Raw genomic sequence first — 14,785 nt, 5'->3', positions numbered from 1 at the left:
CATCCTGGTACTAGGGATGCTGGCGGCACAGATCGCCACCAGCAGTATCTGGTTCGATGTGCGCTACAGTCAGGCGCTGGAGATTCCGGCCCGCGTCATCGCCACTCACCTGGCCGATCTGGTGCGCGTCGCCGAGCGCGATCCCCAGCAGTTGCCGCGCATGGTCGAGCTGCTCGACTCGCCGAATTTCCAACTGAGCATCCGCGACACGAGTCGCAGCACCACGGACGTGGTGGACGCCGATAGGCAATCCACGCAACGGCTGTTGGAACAGGTGTTGAGCGACAAACTAGGGCATGCCCAGCCGTTGAGCCTGTTGCAGCTTGCACTGCTCGACGACCAAGGCAAGGCCGCCGGGTTGCCTGCCTTGTTATCCGCGCGGCCGACCGTGGGGCAATTCTTGATTGAGCTGCGCTTGCCCGATGGGCGCTGGCTCTCAGTCGACGCCCGTGAGCAGCAAGGCTGGAGCAGTCGCGGGCCGTGGGATTTGATCCTTGATTACGTGCTGCGCATTTACCTGCTGCGTATCGCCGTGGTGGTAATTCTGGCATTGGTGGCGGTGCGGCTGGCGATTCGCCCACTGAACCAACTGACCGAGGCCGCCCGGCAATTGGGGCAGAATATCCAGCGTCCGCCTTTGTCGTTGAGCGGACCCAGCGAAGTGCGGCGCGCCGCCGAGGCGTTCAATGTCATGCAACAACGACTGATTGCCAACATTGCCGAGCGCACCCGTTTCCTCGCCGCCATCTCCCATGACCTGCGCTCGCCGATCACCCGCATGCGCCTGCGCACCGAGCTGCTGGCCGAGACAGCGATCAAGGACCATTTGCGGCGCGACCTTGAGCACATGGAACAGATGGTGGTCAGCACCCTCGACTTCGCGTCCAGCAGTGAGGTGACCGAGCCCAGGGACAATATCGACATCAACGCCTTGCTCCGCAGTTTGCAGGCTGACTTGCAAGACATGGGCGAGTCGATGCAACTCAGCGGCCAGGCCAACGCGCCGCTGCCGGGGTATGCGCGCAGCCTCAAACGGTGTGTCCAAAACCTGGTGGAAAACGGCGTGCGTTATGGCGGGCGGGTCGAGGTTTGGGTCGAAGACACGCCGGACCTGTTGTGCATCCGTATTTGTGATCAGGGTCCGGGCATTGCGCAAGACTTGCTCGATAAAGTTCTGGAGCCGTTCTATCGGGTCGATCCCTCGCGCAACACCGGGACCGGCGGCTATGGCCTAGGGCTAAGCATTGCTCATGCGGTGGTGATGGCGCACGGCGGACGCTTGCTGTTGAGCAATCGCCAAACGGGTGGGCTGGAAGCGATGCTGGAATTTCCTCGCCACGCGTGAGATCGCGCAACAGCGTAGTTTGCGGTTGGATGGGTTTAGGAAGTTTCAGTTATTTCAATAGAATCGATAAATCGGCATGTTGTCGTATTTCTGGATTATTTGATTTTGGTGAATAGCAGCCTGCGGCAGATGCTCCTATAGTCATACCACGCCATGTTGGAATCATGCAGTGGTGGCACGTTGATATATATTTCGTATTATCGCTATAAGCAGACGCCTTTATGGTTTTTGGATCTGAGCGGATCCTAAAGCCTTTTGTATCAATGGGTTGTTTGATTTTAATGAAACGGATCCGACTGATTTCACTCAGGAAATAATCGACAGCTCTGACTGCGCGCAGTGCCATAACTGCGACGTAACGATTGCAGCATTGAATTCGATAACTTCGTGACGCACCTACAGTGGAGAACAGTCATGAAATACAAGATATTTTCCGGGGTGGTTCTTGCTGTTGCCGCCCTATACGCGCTGGGGCCGCAACTACCGTTTAACTCAAGTATGAATAAATCGTCAGCCATTGCCGCCGATGCAAGAGCGTCACTGGCGTCTGACGGCGCCGATCACGTGGGAGCGGCGAAAGTCGCCGCGGACGGTGCGGACCATGTGGGTGCGGCAAAAGTAGCCTCGGATGGGGCTGATCACGTGGGCGCAGGTGCTATGGCGTCGGACGGTGCGGACCATGTGGGCGCGGCAAAAGTAGCTTCGGATGGTGCCGATCATGTGGGCGCAGGCGCCATGGCGTCGGACGGTGCTGACCATGTCGGCGCGGCAAAAGTAGCCTCGGATGGTGCCGATCATGTGGGCGCAGGTGCTATGGCGTCGGACGGTGCGGACCATGTCGGCGCGGCAAAAGTAGCCTCGGATGGTGCCGATCATGTGGGCGCAGGCGCTATGGCGTCGGACGGTGCAGACCATGTGGGTGCGGCAAAAGTAGCCTCGGATGGCGCCGATCATGTGGGCGCAGGTGCTATGGCGTCGGACGGTGCTGACCATGTTGGCGCGGCAAAAGTAGCCTCGGATGGGGCTGATCACGTGGGCGCAGGTGCCATGGCGTCGGACGGTGCTGACCATGTGGGTGCGGCAAAAGTAGCCTCGGATGGCGCTGATCACGTAGGCGCAGGTGCCTTGGCGTCGGACGGTTCAGCCCATCTGAATTCCAACCGGGTTGCTTATGGTCACCTGGGTGGCATTGGCTCTGACGCCGTGGCTTCCGCGTCGCTGCCCGTTGACTATGCCAGCGGGATTAATAATGCGATCGATGGTAAATAATGGCCGGGCATGTTGAGGGCGGGGTGAACCTGCCCGCCTTCAGCGTCTACTCCGGCCAATTGGGTCTGTGTCTGGCACTCATCTTCAGGGGCATGTGTGTTGGCTGAAAACACAGCGTCTCCCTTGCTCAACTCAACGGCAATGCCGTTTTGTACCGCACCTGCTTCAACGACAGGCTCGAGCGAATCTTTTCTACCTCCGGCATCGGCGATAAGCGCTCGATAATGAAATGCTCCAGCGCCGGCATGTCGGCCATCACCACCCGCAATAAATAGTCCGCATCGCCGGTCATCAAATAACACTCCATCACCTCTTCGCACTCGCACACCCGCCGTTCGAAGTTCTGCAGCGCTTCGCGGCTCTGTTCCTTGAGGCTGATGGAAATAAACACGTTCAAGCGCAAACCCAAGTGCTCAGGCGCCAACAGCGCCACGTACTCACGAATACACCCGGACGCCTCAAGGGCTTTGACTCGCGCCAGGCAAGGCGAGGGCGAAAGATGAACCCGTTTCGCCAGTTCGACGTTGGACAGGCTGCTGTCGCGTTGCAGTTCGCAAAGAATTTTCAAGTCAGTGCTGTCAAAGTTCATTGTGCTTCTATCTCGCGTTTTTATTTATTTTCATGCTGCAGGGTCGAGGTTTTCACAGGCTAATCAGTCATTAAATCTGGATGTTCGGGCATAGACTAAATCCAACTATTCGGAGGTGTCCATGAGCGCTCTCAACTTTCAAATGCCCGCTGCAGCCAACGCCACGGAAGATCAGAACGACCTGCTGGAAATGAATGAATGGCGGGATGCGCTCATGTCGCTGGCGGCCAATGCCGGGCCGCAACGGGCGCGGGAGATACTCGACATGTTGGCTGCCCTTGCACGGGACTCGGCGATTGGCTGGCAGCCGATGCACGGCACACCTTACATCAACACCATTGGCGTCGATCAGCAACCGGCGTTTCCCGGCGACCTGGCGATGGAAGAGCGCCTGGGTTCGTTGATCCGCTGGAACGCTCTGGCCATGGTGGTGCGCGCCAATCAGGCGTATGGCGAGTTGGGCGGCCATATCGCCAGTTACGCCAGCGCGGCGGATTTATTCGAGGTCGGCTTCAACCACTTTTTTCGGGGCCGCAGCGATGCCTTTGGCGGCGATCTGGTGTTCTATCAGGCCCATTCGGCGCCGGGAATTTACGCGCGGGCCTTTCTTGAAGGGCGTCTGTCCGAGGCCGACCTTGAGCACTATCGGCAAGAAATTGGCGGGCCCAAGGCCGGCGCCAAGGGTTTGTCGAGTTATCCACACCCTTGGTTGATGTCGGACTTCTGGCAGTTTCCCACAGGCTCCATGGGCATTGGTCCGATCAGCTCGATTTATCAGGCGCGGTTCATGCGCTATCTGCAAAACCGTGGCGTGCAAGACACCGCCGGGCGGCATGTGTGGGGCGTGTTCGGCGATGGCGAAATGGACGAGCCGGAAAGCATGTCGGCCCTGACCCTGGCCGCGCGCGAAGGCCTGGACAACCTGACCTGGGTGGTCAACTGCAACCTGCAACGCCTTGATGGTCCAGTGCGCGGCAACGGGCGGATTATCGATGAGCTGGAGGCCTTGTTCAGTGGTGCCGGCTGGAACGTGATCAAACTGGTCTGGGGGTCCGACTGGGACCGGTTGTTTGCCCAGGACTCAGACGGCGCGCTGGTACGTGCGCTGTCGAACACCGTGGACGGTCAGTTCCAGACCTTCGCTGCCAAAGACGGCGCCTACAACCGCGAGCATTTTTTCGGACAAAACCCGGCAGTGGCGAAATTGGCGCAGGGCTTGAACGATGAACAGATCGACCGTCTCAAGCGCGGCGGCCACGACCTGGTGAAAATCTTCGCTGCCTATCAGGCCGCGACCCTGCATAAGGGGCGGCCGACGGTGATCCTTGCGCAGACCAAAAAAGGTTTCGGCATGGGCGAGGCGGGCCAGGGGAAAATGACCACCCACCAACAGAAAAAACTGGATGGCGAGGCGTTGATTGGCTTTCGCAATCGCTTCCACCTGCCGCTGTCGGATGAGCAGGCGCAGAACCTGAGCTTCTTCAAGCCCGACAGCGACAGCGCGGAAATGCGTTATCTGCAAGCACGGCGCGCCAACCTCGGCGGCTCGATACCCTCACGCAGCGCAACGGCTGAGCGGGTTCCGGTGCCGCCGATCAGTGAGTACGCCGGGTTTTCGACCCAAGCCGAAGGCAAGGAAATGTCCACCACCATGGCCTTCGTGCGCATGCTCGGTAACCTGCTCAAACACAAGCAACTCGGCCCGCGTGTGGTGCCGATTGTCGCCGACGAGGCGCGTACCTTCGGCATGGCTAATCTGTTTAAGCAGATCGGCATTTATTCCAGTGTTGGCCAGCGTTACGAGCCGGAAGACATCGGCTCGATCCTGAGTTACCGCGAAGCCACCAACGGCCAGATTCTCGAGGAGGGCATCAGCGAGGCTGGTGCCATCAGTTCCTGGGTGGCGGCGGCGACCAGTTACTCGGTGCATGGTCTGCGCATGTTGCCGTTCTACATTTACTACTCAATGTTTGGTTTCCAGCGCATCGGCGACCTGATCTGGGCGGCAGCGGATCAGCGCGCTCGCGGTTTCCTGATGGGGGCAACGGCGGGTCGGACCACGTTGGGCGGCGAGGGCTTGCAGCATCAGGACGGTTCCAGCCATTTGATGGCCGCCATCGTCCCGAACTGCCGAGCCTATGACCCGGCGTTCGCCAGCGAACTGGCGGTGATCGTCGATCACGGCATGCGGCAGATGCTGGAACTTGAAGTGGACGAGTTTTACTACATCACCTTGATGAACGAAAACTACCCGCAGCCATCGTTACCGGACAACGCCCGCGAGGGCATCATCCGTGGCCTCTACCGTTTCGGCGGGCATGCGCCGGACCACGCCAAGGGCAAGGTGCGGTTGTTGGGCGCCGGGGCCATTTTGCGCGAAACCCTCGCTGCGGCCGAGTTGCTGGCGCAGGACTGGCAGATCGAAAGCGAAGTCTGGAGTGTCACCAGCTTCAGTGAACTGGCGCGCGATGCCCGTGACGTAGAGCGCTGGAATCGGCTGCATCCGGAGCACAGTCCACGCCAAAGCCATCTGCTGCAGTGCCTGCCGGCAGGCTCGGCGGTGATCGCGGCGTCCGACTACGTGCGCGCGGTGCCGCAGTTGGTGGCGTCATACCTCGATTCGCCATACACGGTGTTAGGCACTGACGGGTTTGGTCGCAGCGACACCCGCGCGGCGTTGCGCAGCTTCTTCGAAGTCGATCGCCACGCGATAGTGTTAGGCGCGCTGACGGCGCTGGTCGGTGCCGGCACGTTGCCGCCAAGCGTCGCTGCCGAGGCGATTCAGCGTTACGGCATTGAGGTCGAGACCGCCGCGTCCTGGGATTGCTGATACAGTTTTAGGACCTATCGGTTATCAGGAGCCACGACATGGACCGACTTACCGCTGCGCCGTATGCCCTGTTGGTGATGTATGCCTGGGACATGTGCGACATCAACCCGCGCCAGATTCCGCCGTCAGTCGACGCGCGCATCGCCGACGCGGGGTGGACCATCGTCGGTTACCTGTCGGGCTCGGACGATATCGTGGTGTCGGGCCTGCGTTTGCGCTCTGCGGTGCTCAGTGCTTCCACCGATGAGCGTAACCGGGTGTGTTACGGCTATGTCGCTGAGCGGCAGGGCCAGTTTGTCGCGGTGATTCGCGGTACGGACGGCGCCGAGGAGTGGGGTGACGATCTGGACTTCTTGATGACCGATCATCCGCATGCCGGCGCGGGACTGGTGGATCAGGGATTCTGGGATATTTACCGCACCATGCAATTTCATGGTGTGGCCGGTGAAGCGCCGGTGCCAATCGCCGCCGGGATCGTCAAGGTGACGGCGGGCAGCCCGCTGATGGTGCTGGGGCACAGCCTGGGGTCGTCACTGGCGACCTACCTGACCCTCGATTTAAACCTGGCAACCTGTCATGCCAGCGCTTGCCTGTTTGCCTCACCCAGGACGGGGAATCAGACTTTTGTCGACTTCTTCGAGGCGACGGTCAGCAACTATGACGTGTTCAACTACGAACGTGATGTGGTGCCAACGGTGCCGAAATCCGATGTGCTGCACTTCTCCCGGTACTACCCGCTGAAACAGGCGAAAACCATTCCTGTCGATCCGTCCGGGCCACAAATCCGTGACAACCCGCTGTGTAACCATCACCTGATCTGCTACACCGCGCTGCTGGACGCCACGGCGTACGAACAGGCGATCGCCGATCCGCACTGTAGCGTCGACGATCACCAATGCGCGGAGTGTGTTTTGCGGGTGTGAGGTAGGGCGGCGAATGGGTTGACGCGGTGTGTCAGACACACCGCGTTCCAGAACAGACGTGCCTACTGAACCGCCCCCGGCGGGGTCGACGGCACGATTTGCCACGGCACCGAGCAACTGCGCACCGCCGGGTAGTAGCCTCGGGTCGGCGCACAGTAGTAAAAGTTTTGTGCCGTCTGCGGCCCATAACCAGGTGCGGCCGCAGTTTGCACCTGTTGCACCGGTTGCACGGGTTGGGTAATCACTTGCGCCGGGGCATAGCCGTAATAAGCCGGCGCGGCGTAGTAGGTCGGCGCCGGGTAGTAATAGGCCGGAGGCGAAGCATAGTAATAAGAAGGGCTGGCAAGCGTCGACGCCAGATAACCAACGCCCAGACCAATACCCAAACCCCACCACGCATCACTGTGCCAACTGCCACCGTGCCAGCAGCAGCCACCGCCGCCATGCCAGCCACCACCGTGCCAACCGCCTCCACCACCGTGCCACCCACCGCCGCCGTGGTCGGCGACGGCCGGCAACGGCAGTCCCGTGCTGATCGCCACCGCACCGATAAGAACGCAACGCTTGATCGAGTTCATGTTCATGATGTCTGCCAAATGAATAGTCGCTACGGCGCTTGATCGCGTATTCGGTGCTGGCTCTTTCTGGTGTGGAGTCAGGACGTCTGCGTCCATGCCTCCCGGCCGCCGTCGTGACCGGGAGTTCAGTTATACAGGTTGTTTAATAATAGAACGAATAAGGCCTCCGAGCGCTGCCGAGCGTCGCCCAAAGGCTTGTGAAACGGCCGGAAAATAGCGCCTGACGTGGGTGCTGGCGCCATCGTCGGCGTATGCTACTTCACGGGATGTTATTGAGTAGATGCGATTCAGGTCCCGAATCAAGTATTGTTACTCCCATCTGAAACGATACGAAAAGCTTGGGATGTTCAGGCGGTCTTTGAAAGGTAGAGGGTGTCATGAGTTACGAAAGCATTAATTGGGACAAGCTGGGTTTCGATTACATCAAGACAGACAAGCGTTTCCTGTCGCATTGGCGTGATGGCGCCTGGCAGAAAGGCACGCTGACTGAAGACAACGTCCTGCACATCAGCGAAGGTTCGACCGCGCTGCACTACGGTCAGCAATGCTTCGAGGGCCTGAAGGCCTATCGCTGTAAAGACGGCTCGATCAACCTGTTCCGCCCGGACCAGAACGCCATGCGCATGCAGCGCAGTTGCGGCCGGTTGTTGATGCCGCAGGTACCGACCGAAGATTTCATCGAAGCCTGTAAAGAAGTCGTGCGCGCCAACGAGCGTTTCATTCCGCCGTACGGCAGCGGCGGTGCGCTGTACCTGCGTCCGTTCGTGATCGGCGTGGGTGACAACATCGGCGTGCGGACTGCACCAGAGTTCATTTTCTCGATTTTCTGCATTCCGGTTGGCGCCTACTTCAAAGGTGGCCTGAAGCCGCATAACTTCCTGATCTCCGGTTACGACCGTGCGGCGCCAAACGGCACTGGCGCGGCCAAGGTCGGTGGCAACTACGCGGCCAGCCTGATGCCCGGTTCGGAAGCGAAGAAAGCCAACTTCGCCGATTGCATCTACCTCGACCCGCAAACTCACTCGAAGATCGAAGAAGTTGGTTCGGCCAACTTCTTCGCCATCACCCATGACAACGAGTTCGTGACGCCGAAGTCGCCATCGGTATTGCCAGGCATCACCCGCCTGTCGTTGATCGACCTGGCGCAGAGCCGTCTGGGCCTGAAAGTCATCGAAGGCGATGTGTTCATCGACAACCTGAAAGACTTCAAGGAAGCCGGTGCCTGCGGTACTGCGGCGGTGATCACGCCAATCGGCAGCATCACCTACAAAGACGAACCGCACGTGTTCTACAGCGAAACCGACGTCGGCCCGATTACCCAGAAGCTCTACAACGAGCTGACCGGCGTACAGTCGGGTGATATCGAAGCGCCAGCAGGCTGGATCGTTAAAGTCTGATTCTGCAGCTGCCTTAAAAAAAGCGCAGCCACTCAATGGAGTGGCTGCGCTTTTTTGCTTTCTGGTCAGGCTTTACTGCCGGGAGAACGTAACTCGACGGGCTGAACAGATGGGCAGAGCTTCTGATAACCGGCGCGGCACTCTTCCTTGACCGGCTCGGCTGCCTGGGCCGGGGTGGTTGCGACGAACGCCAATGCGACAAAGGCGATGGCTTCATAGAACGAGGTGTGAACTTTCATGGTGTGCTCCCACAGTTTTCAATGGATTCGGATTAGGGATGAGGAATCGTTTCAAGGACTGCTACGGCGGCCCAAACACTGCCTTCACGCGGTCACGCCAGCTGTGGGCTTGCCCGATTTTCTTACCCATATTCATCCAGCCATGCAGGGCAATTCGTAGCGGGTTGTGGCTTTTCAGGGGTTCGGTCAGGCCGTAGCGAATCGTCACATCCTCACGCTCGTCGGCGAAGGTGCCGAACAGACGGTCGAAGATGATGAGCACGCCGCCGTAATTGCGATCGAGGTATTCCGGGTTGGACGCGTGGTGAACCTTGTGATGGGTCGGGGTGTTGAACACCCATTCCAACGGTCCCAGTTTTGGCATCCAGGGGGCGTGCAGCCAGAATTGATAAAGCAGGTTGCCAGCAACCACCGAGAGCACTGCGGTGGGTGAAAAACCGATCCAGATCAGTGGCGTGAAAAACAGCGTGGTGCCGGTGAGCTTTCCCGTCCAGCCCAGGCGCAATGCCGAGGCCAGGGTCAGCTCATTGGGTGAGTGGTGCACCGAATGCGTGGCCCAGAACCAGTTAATGGTGTGCGACGCGCGGTGGTACCAGTAGTAAAGAAATTCCTGCCCGATGAACAGAATGAAAATCGCCAGCGGGGTGTTCAACTCAAGGGTATTGATGCGATGCGCATAAGCCCAGGCGAGGATCGGTGCGGCGATGGACAAGCCGAGGGCGTCAATACCGCGCCGGGCGATGGCGTCGGCCATCGACGCGGCATAGGCCTTCCAGTCATACGCTTTATGGCGCACGAAGGTCTGCACCAGGCCTTCAAGAGTGGCAGCCACCAGCACGATGAGCAGCAACCCGAACAGCCAGGGCAGTGCTCCGGACGAAGCGTGATTATACAACGACGAAAAATTCATTGAAGGCTCCGGCAGTTCGGGTTTGACGGTCTCAGCGGGCGAGGCGCGATTCGACCTTGCTCAGCAGGTCCGTGGCGCAGGCGGGGGAGAGTTCGGTCTTGTGTTGCTTCAGGCACTCGGTGATGTGGCCGCCGCCAACCCCGACGGAAGAGCAGAACTTCTTATAGTCCGGGCGGCAGTCTTGCATCAGCGAGCCGGCGGCGAAGGCCTGGCTGGTGCCGGCGAAAGCGAGGGCGGTGAAGGCGAGGGCTTTGAAAAAACGGCTTTGCATGTTCATGGTGATTCTCCGGGGCAGGCGCAGGTTAAATCGCTGGATTGAAACGTTGAATCAGGAGTGATTGACGTTGACGGTGCTGGTCTGGCCTTTGGGCCCGGTCAAGGTGGTTTGCGAGCCGCTGGTGGTGCGGGTGGTGGTGCGGCTTGAAGAGTTGCCGTTCGGGCCGGTGGTGCTTGAGGTGGCATTGCCAGGGGTGTGAGTTACGTTGCGTTGGGTCATCTGGCCAGCGCTGCCCGTGATAGTGGCAGTGCGCTCGCGGGCCTGGGCTTCGTCGAAGGTCAGCAGCAGCGCGCTGGACCCGGTGAGGGTCAGGACCGCTGCGAGCAGTACTGAGGACAGGCGCGATTTCTTGGATGTGCTGGTGTTCATTGGGGTGTTCCTCTTCAGTCGGGCGGTGGTTTCAAGCACGTTCGCTTGGCCCGACTACTGTCTCTTTTTGCCCGATCGGCCTCCACCCACGTTGCGCGACGATTTGCGACAGCGCTGTCACATTCGCCGTTCAAGCGTCACGGACTAGACTTGCCCCATGAACAAACCTCGAGTGTTGATCGTCGATGACGATGCCGAGTTGGCGGGCATGGTCGATGAACTGCTGGTCCGTGAAGGCTGGGCGGTGCAGACCGTGCTCAACGCCAGCGATGGCGAGCTGGCCCTGGCGCGCTGGCAGCCGGACGCGGTGCTGCTGGACGTGATGCTGCCGGACGCCAGCGGCTTTGATGTGTGCCGCCGCTGGCGGGCCGCGCAACCGGCGCTGGGCATTGTCATGCTGACCGCCAGGGGCGATCCGATGGACCGCGTGCTGGGCCTGGAAATCGGCGCCGATGATTACCTGGCCAAACCGTTTGAGCCCCGCGAACTGGTGGCGCGAATTCGTGCCTTGCTGCGCCGTCAGGCACCCGGCACCACCGACACGGTGCTGATTCGCTTCAACGGCCTGACCATCAACCTGCTCAAGCGCGAAGTGCTGGCGGGCGAGCTGCCAGTGGGCTTGACCAGTATCGAGTACAAGCTGTTGGTCACCTTGGCGCAGACACCGGGCAAACCCCTGTCGCGCACCGCGTTGAGCGAGGCCGTGCAGGGCGGCGGCTACATCCCGCAGGACCGTACCGTGGACGTGCAAGTGGCACGGTTGCGGCGCAAGTTGGCGGCGGCCTCGCCGGGCTGTGAGTGGATTGATACGGTGCGCGGCGAGGGTTACGTGTTTGTCCCGCGTGGTTAAGTGCTAACGCCATTGGAAGCATGCCGTGAACCTTCGTCTTCCTTACACCAACAGCCTGTTCGCCCGGTTGCTGCTGGCCCAGGTCGGGTTGGTGGTGGCTTTGCTGCTGGTAGTTGGCCTTTTGTTTTACGTGCAGCGCAATATCACCCTGGCGGTGCTGTATGCCGATCAGTGGGCGCCGCAGCTAGCCGTCGCGGCGGGTGTCAAGTCGGCACCGACGGCGCAGGTTCAGGTGCAACAGCGTGCCGACCCGCCGGCCGGGGCGTATCACCCGTTGAACTACGCGCCGCGTTTCGATGCACTGCGCAACGAACTGACGAGGCGCGGTATTCCGGTCGACGATGTATTGCTCAGCCTCGACGGCCCGGAGCCAGTGGTGTGGCTGCACGTCTCGGCGCCCGGTCAAACGCCGACCTGGTTGGGGGTAGCAGGCAGCCTGGTAGAGCCACAATGGTCGGGGCGTTTAGTCCTGGCGTTGCTCCTCGCCGGCGGATTACTGGTTGGCATGAGTTGGGTGTTCACCCGGCGACTGACGCGCCCGCTGGAACTGCTGCGCAACCGAATTCAAACCCATACCCCAGGCGAGTCGGTCCCGGTTTCGGCGCAACCGTTGTCGAGTATTTCCCCGGAAGTGATCGCCATCGATGCGGCGTACTCCGAACTGTTGGCACGACTGGAGCGCCATGAGCGCGAGCGGGCGACCTTGCTCGCCGGGGTCTCCCACGATCTGCGCAGCCCGCTGGGGCGTATCCGCATGGCGGCGGAACTGCTGCCGGACGAGGAGGGGGTGGCGACGCGCAAGGCGACCATAGTGCGCAATGTGTTTGCGGCCGACCGGCTGATCGAAAGTTTTCTCGACTATGTGCGCTCCAGCGAGCTGAGCTTCAGTGAGACGGTGGACCTGGCGGCGGTCGGGCGGGCGGTGGTGGCGGGGTTCGAGCGTCCGCCGAGCGAGCTCGACCTCAGCGTGCCCGACAGCTTGCTGTGGCCCAAGGCCAATCGGTTGTTGGTGGAGCGCACGCTGTTGAACCTGATCGACAACGCGCTGAAACATGGGCGACCGCCGGTGCAACTGAGCATGGGGCGCGACGACGCGCGGGTGTGGATCGTGGTCGAAGATGCCGGGCAGGGGATCGACCCGGATCGGGTGGAACAGTTGCAGGAAGCCTTTAGCCGTGGCGACAACAGCCGTGCCACTGCGGGCAGCGGTTTGGGCCTGGCCATCGTGCGCCAGGTGGTGGCGCGCCTCGGCGGCGAGCTGTCTTTCGAGCGTGGCGAGAGTCGGCAGCGGGTGAGAATTACCTTGCGGGTCAAAGACTTGGAGCAACGCTGAAGCGCGATTGCCAAATCCTTTGCGGCTCATAGCAAAAACAACTGGCAATGATTCTGAAAAGATATGTAATAATATAACAAATCGTTTCAGAGTCATCTCCTGTGAAAGCGCCTCTTGCCTCATCCATCGCCAGCTCTGTGTTGGCCCAATCTGCCTGGAAACGGGTCCTGCTGGCGGTGTCGTTGCTGGTGTTGTTGTGGTTGGCCATCGTCTGGGCGGTGGCCATTCCATGAGTGCTGCCATCGCGCTGGACAACCTGACCGTCGCCTACGAACGTCGCCCGGCGGTGCACCACATCAGTGGGCGCTTCGAGGCCGGCAGCCTGACGGCCATCGTCGGCCCCAACGGTGCCGGCAAGTCGACCTTGATCAAGGCAATTGCCGGGACCATGAAGCCCGCGGCTGGCCGGGTCGATATGGGCAAAATAGCCACGCGTACCCTGGGTTATTTACCCCAGGCTGCGGAAATCGACCGTAGTTTTCCGCTCAGCGTGGCCGACACCGTGGCCATGGGCGCCTGGCGCAGCATCGGGCCGTTTCGTGGACTCAGTCGTGACCACGCCAAGCGCACTCAGGAAGCGCTGACGGCGGTCGGCCTCGAAGGATTTGAGGCGCGCAGCGTTGGTTCGCTGTCGTCCGGGCAGTTCCAGCGCGTGCTGTTTGCCCGGCTCTTATTGCAGGACGCGCAGGTGATTCTGCTCGACGAACCCTTCACCGCCATCGACGCCCGCACCACTCGGGACCTGCTGGAACTGGTGCGAATCTGGCACGGTCAGGGCCGCACGGTGATTGCCGTGTTGCACGACCTCGATCAAGTCCGCCAACACTTTCCACAAACCTTGCTGATGGCCCGCGAGAGCATTGCATGGGGCGCAACGGCCGATGTGTTGAGCGCCGAAAACCTGCGCAAGGCACGCAACATGGCTGAATTCTGGAGCGCCGACGTTGAGCTGTGCGCCGCCAATGGCGACGAGCAGAACGGTGACCGCTCATGATGCTGTATACCGCGCTGGTCCAACCCTTCGTCGAGTTCGGCTTCATGCGCCGCGCGTTGGTCGCCTGCCTGGCGCTGGGCATTGGCTCCGGCCCGGTGGGCGTGCTGCTGATGCTACGGCGCATGAGCCTGGTCGGCGATGCCATGAGCCACGCCGTGCTGCCCGGTGCTGCGGTGGGCTTTCTGCTGTTCGGTTTGTCGCTGCCGGCCATGGGCCTCGGGGGCTTGATCGCCGGCTTGGCGGTGGCCTTGTTGTCCGGTTTGGTCAGCCGCCTCACGGCGCTGCGTGAAGACGCCAGCTTCGCCAGTTTCTACCTGACCTCGCTGGCGGCGGGGGTGATGATTGTTTCCCTGCACGGTTCAAACGTGGATCTGTTGCACGTGTTGTTCGGCACCATTCTGGCGATCGATTCCAATTCGATTTTCATGGTCGGTGGCATCGCGTCCTTCACCCTGGTGTTACTCGCGCTGATCTACCGGCCGCTGGTGCTGGAGTGTTTCGACCCCGGTTTCCTGCGTGCGGTAGGCGGACGCGGCTCGCTGTACCACGTGCTGTTTCTGCTGCTGGTGGTGCTGAACCTGGTCGCCGGTTTTCAGGCGCTGGGCACCTTGATGGCGGTCGGGATGATGATGTTGCCGGCGACGGCGGCGCGCTTCTGGGCCACCTCGCTGACCGCGCTGATGCTGATTTCCACCGCCGTGGCGACCCTTTCCGGGCTGATCGGACTGATCGTTTCCTACCACATGGGTGTCGCTTCCGGTCCGGCCATCGTGCTGACCGCCAGTGCTTTCTACGGTTTCTCGTTGTTGTTTGGGCGCACAGGGATACTGCGTCGATTGTTTCCAAAACCGCACCTGGTCAGCTAACGGCCTACTGAAGGAA

General features: G+C 60.6%; 16 protein-coding genes. 10 read left to right on the top strand and 6 right to left on the bottom strand.

Features of this window, described 5'->3' with window-relative positions:
- Positions 1–16 precede the first annotated feature (16 nt).
- Together ACF0H7_RS22970 and ACF0H7_RS22965 are read left to right on the top strand one after the other, a co-directional pair.
- On the top strand, positions 17–1,345 hold the full coding sequence (locus ACF0H7_RS22970) for an ATP-binding protein (protein WP_397453992.1): 1,329 nt from the start codon (positions 17–19) through the stop codon (positions 1,343–1,345).
- 414 nt (positions 1,346–1,759) lie between these two features.
- Positions 1,760–2,614: a hypothetical protein gene (locus tag ACF0H7_RS22965; RefSeq protein WP_397449147.1), complete on the top strand. Its 855-nt coding sequence runs from the start codon at positions 1,760–1,762 to the stop codon at positions 2,612–2,614.
- A 127-nt stretch (positions 2,615–2,741) separates the two neighbouring features.
- Here the strand turns inward: ACF0H7_RS22965 and ACF0H7_RS22960 are convergent, their stop codons facing one another.
- The gene (locus tag ACF0H7_RS22960; RefSeq protein ID WP_397449146.1) at positions 2,742–3,203 is read right to left on the bottom strand and encodes an Lrp/AsnC family transcriptional regulator; all 462 of its coding nucleotides are present in this window, start codon (positions 3,201–3,203) and stop codon (positions 2,742–2,744) included.
- Positions 3,204–3,345: 142 nt separating this feature from the next.
- Between ACF0H7_RS22960 and mdeB the strand changes: the two genes are divergently transcribed.
- Together mdeB and ACF0H7_RS22950 are read left to right on the top strand one after the other, a co-directional pair.
- Positions 3,346–6,033, top strand: coding sequence for an alpha-ketoglutarate dehydrogenase (mdeB, locus tag ACF0H7_RS22955; protein ID WP_397453991.1), 2,688 nt, complete (start codon positions 3,346–3,348; stop codon positions 6,031–6,033).
- Between the two features lie 38 nt (positions 6,034–6,071).
- Positions 6,072–6,956 (top strand): lipase family protein, encoded by an 885-nt coding sequence (locus tag ACF0H7_RS22950; RefSeq protein WP_397449145.1) that lies wholly within the window; start codon positions 6,072–6,074, stop codon positions 6,954–6,956.
- A gap of 62 nt (positions 6,957–7,018) precedes the next feature.
- Here the strand turns inward: ACF0H7_RS22950 and ACF0H7_RS22945 are convergent, their stop codons facing one another.
- Positions 7,019–7,630 (bottom strand): hypothetical protein, encoded by a 612-nt coding sequence (locus tag ACF0H7_RS22945; RefSeq protein WP_397449144.1) that lies wholly within the window; start codon positions 7,628–7,630, stop codon positions 7,019–7,021.
- 281 nt (positions 7,631–7,911) lie between these two features.
- Here ACF0H7_RS22945 and ACF0H7_RS22940 point away from each other — a divergent pair, with 281 nt between their 5' ends.
- Positions 7,912–8,931 carry a branched-chain amino acid aminotransferase gene (locus ACF0H7_RS22940; protein WP_397449143.1) on the top strand — a complete coding sequence of 340 codons (1,020 nt, stop codon included), beginning with the start codon at positions 7,912–7,914 and terminating at the stop codon, positions 8,929–8,931.
- Between the two features lie 65 nt (positions 8,932–8,996).
- On the opposite strand, the gene ACF0H7_RS22935 is transcribed toward ACF0H7_RS22940, so the two are convergent.
- From ACF0H7_RS22935 to ACF0H7_RS22920, 4 genes are all read right to left on the bottom strand, one after another.
- The gene (locus ACF0H7_RS22935) at positions 8,997–9,170 is read right to left on the bottom strand and encodes a hypothetical protein (protein WP_397449142.1); all 174 of its coding nucleotides are present in this window, start codon (positions 9,168–9,170) and stop codon (positions 8,997–8,999) included.
- A gap of 61 nt (positions 9,171–9,231) precedes the next feature.
- Positions 9,232–10,080 (bottom strand): sterol desaturase family protein, encoded by an 849-nt coding sequence (locus tag ACF0H7_RS22930; protein ID WP_397449141.1) that lies wholly within the window; start codon positions 10,078–10,080, stop codon positions 9,232–9,234.
- Between the two features lie 31 nt (positions 10,081–10,111).
- On the bottom strand, positions 10,112–10,357 hold the full coding sequence (locus tag ACF0H7_RS22925; RefSeq protein WP_397449140.1) for a cysteine rich repeat-containing protein: 246 nt from the start codon (positions 10,355–10,357) through the stop codon (positions 10,112–10,114).
- Positions 10,358–10,408: 51 nt separating this feature from the next.
- Complete coding sequence (locus tag ACF0H7_RS22920; RefSeq protein WP_397449139.1) at positions 10,409–10,726, bottom strand: hypothetical protein; 318 nt, start codon at positions 10,724–10,726, stop codon at positions 10,409–10,411.
- A gap of 157 nt (positions 10,727–10,883) precedes the next feature.
- On the opposite strand from ACF0H7_RS22920, the gene ACF0H7_RS22915 reads away from it, so the two are divergent.
- The 5 genes from ACF0H7_RS22915 (at position 10,884) to ACF0H7_RS22895 (ending at position 14,769) form a co-directional block, all read left to right on the top strand.
- Positions 10,884–11,576: a response regulator transcription factor gene (locus tag ACF0H7_RS22915; protein WP_397449138.1), complete on the top strand. Its 693-nt coding sequence runs from the start codon at positions 10,884–10,886 to the stop codon at positions 11,574–11,576.
- A gap of 25 nt (positions 11,577–11,601) precedes the next feature.
- Positions 11,602–12,909 (top strand): sensor histidine kinase, encoded by a 1,308-nt coding sequence (locus tag ACF0H7_RS22910; protein WP_397449137.1) that lies wholly within the window; start codon positions 11,602–11,604, stop codon positions 12,907–12,909.
- A gap of 101 nt (positions 12,910–13,010) precedes the next feature.
- Positions 13,011–13,142 (top strand): hypothetical protein, encoded by a 132-nt coding sequence (locus ACF0H7_RS22905; RefSeq protein ID WP_397449136.1) that lies wholly within the window; start codon positions 13,011–13,013, stop codon positions 13,140–13,142.
- Entirely contained in the window at positions 13,139–13,903 is a 765-nt protein-coding gene (aztA, locus tag ACF0H7_RS22900; protein WP_397449135.1) for a zinc ABC transporter ATP-binding protein AztA, read from the top strand. The genes ACF0H7_RS22905 and aztA overlap by 4 nt, the downstream gene beginning before the upstream one ends.
- Complete coding sequence (locus ACF0H7_RS22895) at positions 13,900–14,769, top strand: metal ABC transporter permease (protein WP_397449134.1); 870 nt, start codon at positions 13,900–13,902, stop codon at positions 14,767–14,769. Before aztA ends, ACF0H7_RS22895 begins: the two co-directional genes overlap by 4 nt.
- The last annotated feature ends 16 nt before the right edge of the window (positions 14,770–14,785 follow it).

It is taken from the genome of Pseudomonas sp. NA-150, from assembly GCF_044336365.1.
Classification (GTDB): domain Bacteria; phylum Pseudomonadota; class Gammaproteobacteria; order Pseudomonadales; family Pseudomonadaceae; genus Aquipseudomonas.
Note: the sequence above shows the minus strand (reverse complement) of the source record. Positions and strands in the feature narration are given on the sequence as shown.

What these genes read in the sequence shown, in the direction of transcription:
- ACF0H7_RS22895 (WP_397449134.1), top strand. Translation starts at nt 13,900, where the DNA reads ATGATGCTGTATACCGCGCTGGTCCAACCCTTCGTCGAGTTCGGCTTC.
- mdeB (WP_397453991.1), top strand. Translation starts at nt 3,346, where the DNA reads ATGCCCGCTGCAGCCAACGCCACGGAAGATCAGAACGACCTGCTGGAA.
- aztA (WP_397449135.1), top strand. Translation starts at nt 13,139, where the DNA reads ATGAGTGCTGCCATCGCGCTGGACAACCTGACCGTCGCCTACGAACGT.
- ACF0H7_RS22920 (WP_397449139.1), bottom strand. Translation starts at nt 10,726, where the DNA reads ATGAACACCAGCACATCCAAGAAATCGCGCCTGTCCTCAGTACTGCTC.
- ACF0H7_RS22925 (WP_397449140.1), bottom strand. Translation starts at nt 10,357, where the DNA reads ATGAACATGCAAAGCCGTTTTTTCAAAGCCCTCGCCTTCACCGCCCTC.
- ACF0H7_RS22970 (WP_397453992.1), top strand. Translation starts at nt 17, where the DNA reads ATGCTGGCGGCACAGATCGCCACCAGCAGTATCTGGTTCGATGTGCGC.
- ACF0H7_RS22960 (WP_397449146.1), bottom strand. Translation starts at nt 3,203, where the DNA reads ATGAACTTTGACAGCACTGACTTGAAAATTCTTTGCGAACTGCAACGC.
- ACF0H7_RS22930 (WP_397449141.1), bottom strand. Translation starts at nt 10,080, where the DNA reads ATGAATTTTTCGTCGTTGTATAATCACGCTTCGTCCGGAGCACTGCCC.
- ACF0H7_RS22940 (WP_397449143.1), top strand. Translation starts at nt 7,912, where the DNA reads ATGAGTTACGAAAGCATTAATTGGGACAAGCTGGGTTTCGATTACATC.
- ACF0H7_RS22950 (WP_397449145.1), top strand. Translation starts at nt 6,072, where the DNA reads ATGGACCGACTTACCGCTGCGCCGTATGCCCTGTTGGTGATGTATGCC.
- ACF0H7_RS22915 (WP_397449138.1), top strand. Translation starts at nt 10,884, where the DNA reads ATGAACAAACCTCGAGTGTTGATCGTCGATGACGATGCCGAGTTGGCG.
- ACF0H7_RS22935 (WP_397449142.1), bottom strand. Translation starts at nt 9,170, where the DNA reads ATGAAAGTTCACACCTCGTTCTATGAAGCCATCGCCTTTGTCGCATTG.
- ACF0H7_RS22945 (WP_397449144.1), bottom strand. Translation starts at nt 7,630, where the DNA reads ATGGACGCAGACGTCCTGACTCCACACCAGAAAGAGCCAGCACCGAAT.
- ACF0H7_RS22965 (WP_397449147.1), top strand. Translation starts at nt 1,760, where the DNA reads ATGAAATACAAGATATTTTCCGGGGTGGTTCTTGCTGTTGCCGCCCTA.